The sequence below is a fragment of the uncultured Parolsenella sp. genome (assembly GCF_958346945.1).
In the GTDB taxonomy this organism is placed as follows: Bacteria; Actinomycetota; Coriobacteriia; order Coriobacteriales; family Atopobiaceae; genus Parolsenella.
In genome coordinates, this window is sequence record NZ_CATVTL010000002.1 from 262,406 (window position 1) to 269,061 (window position 6,656).

General features: G+C 67.3%; 6 protein-coding genes and 1 pseudogene. All 7 read right to left on the minus strand.

The features are described 5' to 3' along the window. Positions 1-25: 25 nt before the first annotated feature. Positions 26-793, minus strand: a complete 768-nt coding sequence (locus Q3866_RS02900; protein WP_301829449.1) for a YggS family pyridoxal phosphate-dependent enzyme — start codon at positions 791-793, stop codon at positions 26-28. Further along, positions 783-1,622, minus strand: a complete 840-nt coding sequence (locus Q3866_RS02905) for a PhoU domain-containing protein (protein ID WP_301829450.1) — start codon at positions 1,620-1,622, stop codon at positions 783-785. The genes Q3866_RS02900 and Q3866_RS02905 overlap by 11 nt, the downstream gene beginning before the upstream one ends. A 55-nt stretch (positions 1,623-1,677) precedes the next feature. Further along, the gene (gene pstB, locus Q3866_RS02910; RefSeq protein ID WP_293674059.1) at positions 1,678-2,481 is read right to left on the minus strand and encodes a phosphate ABC transporter ATP-binding protein PstB; all 804 of its coding nucleotides are present in this window, start codon (positions 2,479-2,481) and stop codon (positions 1,678-1,680) included. 1 nt (position 2,482) lies between these two features. Further along, entirely contained in the window at positions 2,483-4,447 is a 1,965-nt protein-coding gene (gene pstC, locus Q3866_RS02915) for a phosphate ABC transporter permease subunit PstC (protein ID WP_301829451.1), read from the minus strand. Positions 4,448-4,451: 4 nt separating this feature from the next. Continuing rightward, the gene (locus Q3866_RS02920) at positions 4,452-5,273 is read right to left on the minus strand and encodes a phosphate ABC transporter substrate-binding protein (RefSeq protein WP_301829470.1); all 822 of its coding nucleotides are present in this window, start codon (positions 5,271-5,273) and stop codon (positions 4,452-4,454) included. Positions 5,274-5,281: 8 nt separating this feature from the next. Beyond that, entirely contained in the window at positions 5,282-6,085 is an 804-nt protein-coding gene (locus Q3866_RS02925) for a polyphenol oxidase family protein (protein ID WP_301829452.1), read from the minus strand. Beyond that, a pseudogene (locus Q3866_RS02930) lies at positions 6,085-6,656 on the minus strand (cell division protein FtsZ); the annotation flags it as partial. The gene Q3866_RS02925 and the pseudogene Q3866_RS02930, both read right to left, overlap by 1 nt.

Sequence of the window (6,656 nt, forward strand, 5' to 3'; positions counted from 1 at the left end):
CGCGAGCGCCCCAACCAGACGACCCCTAGGCGAGGTCGTACTCGGCAGAAAACACTATCCGTCCCAGTCTAACGAGGGTGGAGCCCTCCTCGACCGCGATTTCGAAATCATCGCTCATTCCGCAGGAGAGCGTGGGCAGCGCAAGGCCCATGCGACCGCGAAGCTCCTCGCGAAGCTCGCGCGCACCGGCGAAGGTGCGACGCGCCGCGTCGGTGTCGTGAGCAGGGGCCATGCACATGACGCCCTCGATGGAGAGCGCTGGCAGCGTAACCAGCTCGTCTGCCGCGGCGCGCACCTCGTCGGGGGCAAAGCCGCCCTTGGACAGCTCGCCCGAGACGTTGCACTCGAGCAGCACCGGTACGGTGAGGCCCGTGCGCTCCGCACGGCTCGAGACGGCCTGGGCAAGGGTCAGACTCGAGATCGACTGCACGAGCGAGGCGCGGCCCAGCACGGCGTTGATCTTGTTCTTCTGCAGGTTGCCGATCATGTCGAAACGTGGCGCCTCGATCCCCGCGGTGGCAAAGGCGTCGAGCTTGCGCACGAGCTCCTGCGGGCGGTTCTCGGCAAAGCTCGTATAGCCGGCGCGCATGGCGGCGAGCACCTCGGCAGGTCCCACCGTCTTGGAGACGGCGTCGAGCGTCACCTCTGACGCGCTGCGGCCGCTGCGCGCGCAGGCGGCCTCGAGGCGCGCGAGAATAGCGGCGCGGCGCTCGCGCATGAAGGCGAGGTAGGCCTCGTCGACCTCGATGGTCGCGGGCGCAGGCACGCCGGTATCGAGGTCGCTACTGCTCATCGGCCTCATCGCCCGCACTCCTGGCGACGTCGTCTGCGGCGCCATCGTCGTCGACGGCAGACTCGAGCATGACCTCGGGAATCTGCTGGGCCAGCTGCTCGTCGAGGTCGCGCTCCTGGGCAAAGCCGGCACCGCGGGTGGCGTACATCTCCTGCAGGTCGTCGTCGTCGAGGCCGCGCAGGTCATCGAGGCTGCGGCGCTTGCCGGTGAGCAGGAAGACGAGCCTCTCGCCCACCTCGACGGCGTTGTCGGAGATGCGCTCGAGCATGCGCGAGGCCATGATCACGCGGCTCGCGGCATCCATGTCGTCATCGGGGCCGAGGGTGGCCAGCGAGCGGAAGAACTGCTTGTAGAGCTCGTCGACAGGCTCGTCGAGCACGGGCAGCGAAGCGGCGAGGCGCAGGTCGTCCTCGACGATGGCCATGACGCAGTTCGACAGCACGCGGTAGACGAGGTGTCCCTCGCTCGCGAGCAGGTCAATGAGCTGGCCAGGCACCGCGCGACCGGCGCAGCGCTTGGCGGTCTTTGCGATGTTGCGCACGTGGTTGGACATGCGCGCCAGGTTGAAGTTGGCGTAGATCACGAACTGGATGAGGCGCAGGTCGCTCGCGACGGGCTGCTGCGTGGCGATGAGCAGGAACGCCTTCTGCTCGAGCGCGGCGCAGCGGGCATCCATCTCGCGCGTGGTGGCCTTGACGGCCTTGGCCTTCTCCTTGTCGCCCTCGGACAGGGCGTCGACGGCGTCGTGCAGCGCCAGGTCGATGTTGGCGTAGATCGAGACGAGCTCCTGGCGCATCTCGGTGAGCTGGCGATTGAACGTCTCTCTCATGCGTGACTCCTTTGCGATGCTGGTCGCTTGGTGGGCGATGGGGCTTAGGTCCGCATCAGCCGAAGCGGCCGGTGATGTAGTCCTCGGTGCGTTGGTCTGCTGGCGAGCTGAAAATCTCGTTGGTGTCGCCGTACTCGATGAGGCCGGCGGGCTCGCCCGCGTGCTCCTGCAGGAAGAAGGCCGTGTAGTCGGAGACGCGCGCGGCCTGCTGCATGCTGTGGGTCACGATGACGATGGTCATCTCGCTCGAGAGCTCGGCCATGAGGTCCTCGACGCGCTGGACGCTCGTGGGGTCGATGGCGCTGCAGGGCTCGTCCATGAGCAGGACGTCGGGCTGCACGGCCAGGGTGCGCGCGATGCAGAGGCGCTGCTGCTGGCCGCCGGAGAGCGCAAGGCCGTTCTTGTCGAGCTGATCGGCGACCTCCTTCCAGAGGTTCGAGCGCTTGAGCGACTCCTCGACGATACCGTCGAGCTCGCTCTTGCTGTTGACGCCCAGAAGGCGCGGGCCAAAGGCCACGTTCTCGTAGATCGACTTGGGGAACGGGTTGGGCTGCTGGAAGATCATGCCCACGCGGCGGCGCAGGTCGACGGGGTCGACGCCCTCGGCATAGATATCGGAGCCGTCGAAGGACATGAGGCCAGCGGTGTGCGTGCCCTCGATGAGGTCGTTCATGCGGTTGAGGCAGCGCAGAAACGTCGACTTGCCGCAGCCAGACGGGCCGATGAAGGCCGTGATCTTGTTGGGCGCGAGGTCCATCGTGACGCCGGAGAGCGCGTGGAAGTCGCCGTACCAGAAGTCGAAGTTCTCGACGTGGATGCCCGTATCGCCGTTGTTGGGCGCGTGTCGGTAGACGGTCATGCTAGTTTCCCTTCGCCTTCGACGCAGACCTGCGCGAGATGTAGCGCGCGAACAGGTTGAACGCCAAGATCATGAGCATGAGCAGCAGGGCGGTGCCGTAGGCAGCCTGCATGTTGATGCCCTCGTTTGCCAGCTGGTAGAGGTGAATCGTCATGGGACGGCCCGAGTCGAGCGGGGTGAGCGGCAGGTTGATGGCCTGGCCCATGGTGTAGAGCACGACGGCCGTCTCGCCGATGGCGCGACCGATGGCAAGCACGATGCCCGTGGCGATGCGCGGGAAGGCGCTGGGCAGGACAATCTTGGAGACGACCTGCCACTTGGTGGCACCCAGGCCATAGGCGCCCCAACGGATGTAGCGGGGTACGGCGCGGATGGCCTCCTCGGTGGTACGCATGACGATGGGCAGCATCATGAGGGCGAGCGCGAGGGCGGCCGAGAGCATCGACAGGCCAAGGCCCATCGCCTCGACGAACATCGCGTAGCCAAAGAGGCCCATGACAATCGACGGTACCGACGAGAGGGTGTCTGCCGCATAACGGATGAAGGTCACGAGACGTCCCTGCTTGGCGTACTCGGCAAGGTAGACGGCTGCGAGCACCGCGATGGGCGTGCAGATGAGCATGGCGAGCGCCGTGACGTAGAGCGTCGAGACGATCGTGGGGAAGATGCCGCCCTCGGCGTTGACGCCGTGGGGCCAGCCAAAGATGAAGTCGAGCGACATCACGGGCATGCCGTTCACGGCCACGAAGGCGATGATCATGACGAGCACGGCGGCGGTGACGACGCCGGCGGCGCGGAACACACCGATCATGACGTCGTTTGTGCGGTTCTTGTTCTTGCTGGCACCGGGCTTGGCACCCTGGGCGAGCAGGCGCTTGATGCGCGCGCGGCTGCCCTCGCTCACCTGCGTGACGGTGCCGGTGACGGGCGTCACGTCATCTGCGGTGAGGGTGGCCTGTGGGGCGTGCTCGGTGGGCTGCTCGGCGTGGTCGAAGTTGACGCCGCCGGCGACGACGGCGCGGTCGGCCGCCTTGGCGCGGCGGTGGCGCGAGTGGCCGCGACCGCTCTCGCGCGCGCTCGACAGGAAGCGCACGATGCCCACGAGGGCGGCGGAGATGATGAACAGCACGGCGCCCATGCCAAACAGGGCGCTGCGGTGCAGGCCCGATGAGTAGCCCATGTCGAGAGCGATCTGGCTCGTGAGCGTCGACAGCGGGCTCGCGATGCCGCCGGAGATGACCGGGGCGTTGCCCACGACCATGAGCACGGCCATGGTCTCGCCGATAGCACGGCCCATGCCCAGCACGACGGCGTTGACGATGCCCATCTTGGCGGCGGGCAGCACGACCTTGTAGATCGTCTGCCAGCGGGTGGCGCCCATGGCGAAGCTCGCCTCGCGGATGCCCATGGGGATGGAGCGCAGCGCGTCCATGGTGAGGGTCGTGATCGTGGGGACGATCATGATGGCCAGTACGAGCCACACGGTGAGCGCGCCAAAGCCCAGGCCACCGGTGAGGCTGGCGACGAGCGGACGCAGGATGACGAGGCCAAAGAAGCCGTAGACGACCGAAGGCACACCGGCCAGCAGGTCGACGGCGGTGCTCACGACATTGGCGAGGCGCTTTCCCGCGATCTCGGTGAGGAAGACGGCGCAGCCCACGGCAAGCGGCACGCCAATGGCGAGCGCGCCCACGGTGACGATGCCCGAGCCGGCGAGCAGCGCCAGAATGCCGTAGCTGCCCTCGGTGGGCGCCCACTTGAGGCTGAAGAACTCGCCCAGGCCGATGTCGGTGAGGACCGGAATGGCCTTCCAAAAGGTGAACACGAAGATGAGCACGACCGCGAGAACCGCCACGCACGCGCAGGTGAGGAACAGGTTCTTGAGGGCAAGCTCCTTGAGGCGGGTCGACTTAGAGACCTGCTTGAGGTTCGAGCTGGCTACGCTCTCCTCCATCTCTTCGCTCATGGGCTCACTTCCCCTCTTCGGTAGCAGCGGACTTGTGAGCGGGGATGTAGCCCGCGTCGCGGATGACCTGGTCCATGTCGTCGGACAGGACGTAGGAGATGTAGCCGTAGGCCTCGCCCTGCGGGTCACCGTTGGTGAAGAAGTAGAGGTCGCGCGAGATGGGGTAGGCGCCGCTCTCGACGTTGTCCTCGGTGGCGTCGACGCCGTCGATGGCCACGGACCTGACCGAGGTGGTGGCGTAGTCGCTCTCGACGAAGCCGATGGAGATGTAGCCGATGGCGCCCGGCGTGCGGCTCACGACGTCGCGCACCTGGCCGGTGCCCGGTAGGACCGCGGCCGAGCGGTCGAACTCGACGCCGTCCATGACGAGGGTGCGGAACGCCTCGCGGGTGCCCGACGCCTCGTCGCGATTCACGACCTGGATGGGCAGGTCCTCTCCCCCGACCTCGCTCCAGTTCGTGATCTTGCCGGCGTAGATGTCGCGCAGCTGCTCGGTGGTGAGGTTCGCGACGGGGTTGTCCGGGTTCACGATGACGGCGATGCCGTCATGGGCGATGACCGTGGCGACGAGCTCGTGGCTCGACTCCTCGGCCGTAAGGTTACGGCTCGAGGTGGCGATGTCTGCCGTCCCGTTCGTAACGGCCTCGATGCCCGCCGATGAGCCCAGGCCCGAGACGAGCACCTTTGTGCCGGTCTGCCCCTCATAGCCCTCGGCAGCCATCTCGGCGATGGGAAGGACCGTGGTGGAACCCGCGACCGTCAGCGACTTGGACGAGCCAGAGTCGGCGCAGCCCGCGAGCACGAGGGAACAGGCAAGCGCCAGCATGCAGCCCACTACAGGTAGGCGATGGCAGCGTGACGACCGCATATGCCTCCTTCAGCTCGGTAGGAGTAGAAACGGTCCGTGTTGGAGACCGTCGAGGGGCACGCGTCCAGGATGCGGGCACTATCTAGGCCCACCCGAGTGAGCGCGCACCGGATTGCCGCAGAGAGGTCGAGGTTTCTCTCCGTTTCGGCAGTATGAACAATCGTACCAAACTCATCCTCGAACGTAGCGAGCAGCTCGGCGGAGACCTCGTAGTCGGCGGCAGAGGCGTGCGGCCCCACATAGGCGCAGATGTCCGCCGTCTCGCAGGCCGCCTCCTCGGCAAGCACCGCCGCGGCCTTGGCCGAGATGCGCGCAAGCGTGCCGCGCCAGCCGGAGTGCACCACGGCAAACGCCCCGGGCGCGATGAGCACCACGGGCACGCAATCGGCGAAGCACAGCAGCACCGGCACCCCGGGCACGGTGCAGACGATGGCGTCGGCGCCGGCCTGGGCCTGCGCGCGGGCGGCCGCGAGGGCCTCGGGCGCGGACGAGTCAACGACCACGACGTGGTCGCCATGGACCTGGCGCGGCTCGACGAGGCTCGCCGCGATCTTCTCGGCATCCAAGGCGGCAAGGGCGCGGGCGCGGTTCTCCGCCACGCAGGCAGGGTCGTCGCCGCAGCGGCTGCCGAGGTTCAGGCTCGCGTAGGGGGCCTTGGAGACGCCACCCGTGCGCTCGGTAAACGCGAATGTGACCCCGCCCGGGCGACTGGTGTCGCCGAGCAGGGTCACGCCGTTCGCTACGTATCTCGTGAGCGAGGGGGCCTGCATTACAGGCGGCCGCGCTTCAGGAAGTCGGGGATGTCGAACTCCTTGGAGCCTGTGGCGCTCACCGGCTGCTTGGGGGCAGCGGGCTCGGGAGCGGCCGGGGCGTGGAAGTCGCCCAGCAGCGAGGGCTGGGAGCTGGGCTCCTGGAAGCCCGTGGCGATGACGGTGATGCGCACCTGGTCGCCAAGGCTCTCGTCGACGGTCGTGCCAAAGATGATGTTGGCCTCGGGGTCAACGTTGGAGGCAACGAGATCGGCGGCGTCGGAGATCTCGGTGATGCCGAGGTCCTTGTTGCCGGCGATGGAGAGCAGCACGCGGGTGGCGCCGTCGACGGAGCTCTCGAGCAGGCGGCTCGAGATGGCCTCCTGGGCAGCGTCGGTGGCGCGGTTGTCACCAGAGGCGATGCCGATGCCCATCATGGCCGTGCCGGAGCCGCGCATGATCGTGCAGACGTCGGCGAAGTCGAGGTTGATGAGGCCCGGGACGGTGATGAGGTCGGTGATTCCCTGGGTGCCCTGGCACAGCACGTCGTCGGCCATGCGGAAGGCCTCGAGCATGGTGGTCTTCTTCTCGG

What these genes read in the sequence shown, in the direction of transcription:
- Q3866_RS02900 (WP_301829449.1), bottom strand. Translation starts at nt 793, where the DNA reads ATGAGCAGTAGCGACCTCGATACCGGCGTGCCTGCGCCCGCGACCATC.
- Q3866_RS02905 (WP_301829450.1), bottom strand. Translation starts at nt 1,622, where the DNA reads ATGAGAGAGACGTTCAATCGCCAGCTCACCGAGATGCGCCAGGAGCTC.
- pstB (WP_293674059.1), bottom strand. Translation starts at nt 2,481, where the DNA reads ATGACCGTCTACCGACACGCGCCCAACAACGGCGATACGGGCATCCAC.
- pstC (WP_301829451.1), bottom strand. Translation starts at nt 4,447, where the DNA reads ATGAGCGAAGAGATGGAGGAGAGCGTAGCCAGCTCGAACCTCAAGCAG.
- Q3866_RS02920 (WP_301829470.1), bottom strand. Translation starts at nt 5,273, where the DNA reads ATGCTGGCGCTTGCCTGTTCCCTCGTGCTCGCGGGCTGCGCCGACTCT.
- Q3866_RS02925 (WP_301829452.1), bottom strand. Translation starts at nt 6,085, where the DNA reads ATGCAGGCCCCCTCGCTCACGAGATACGTAGCGAACGGCGTGACCCTG.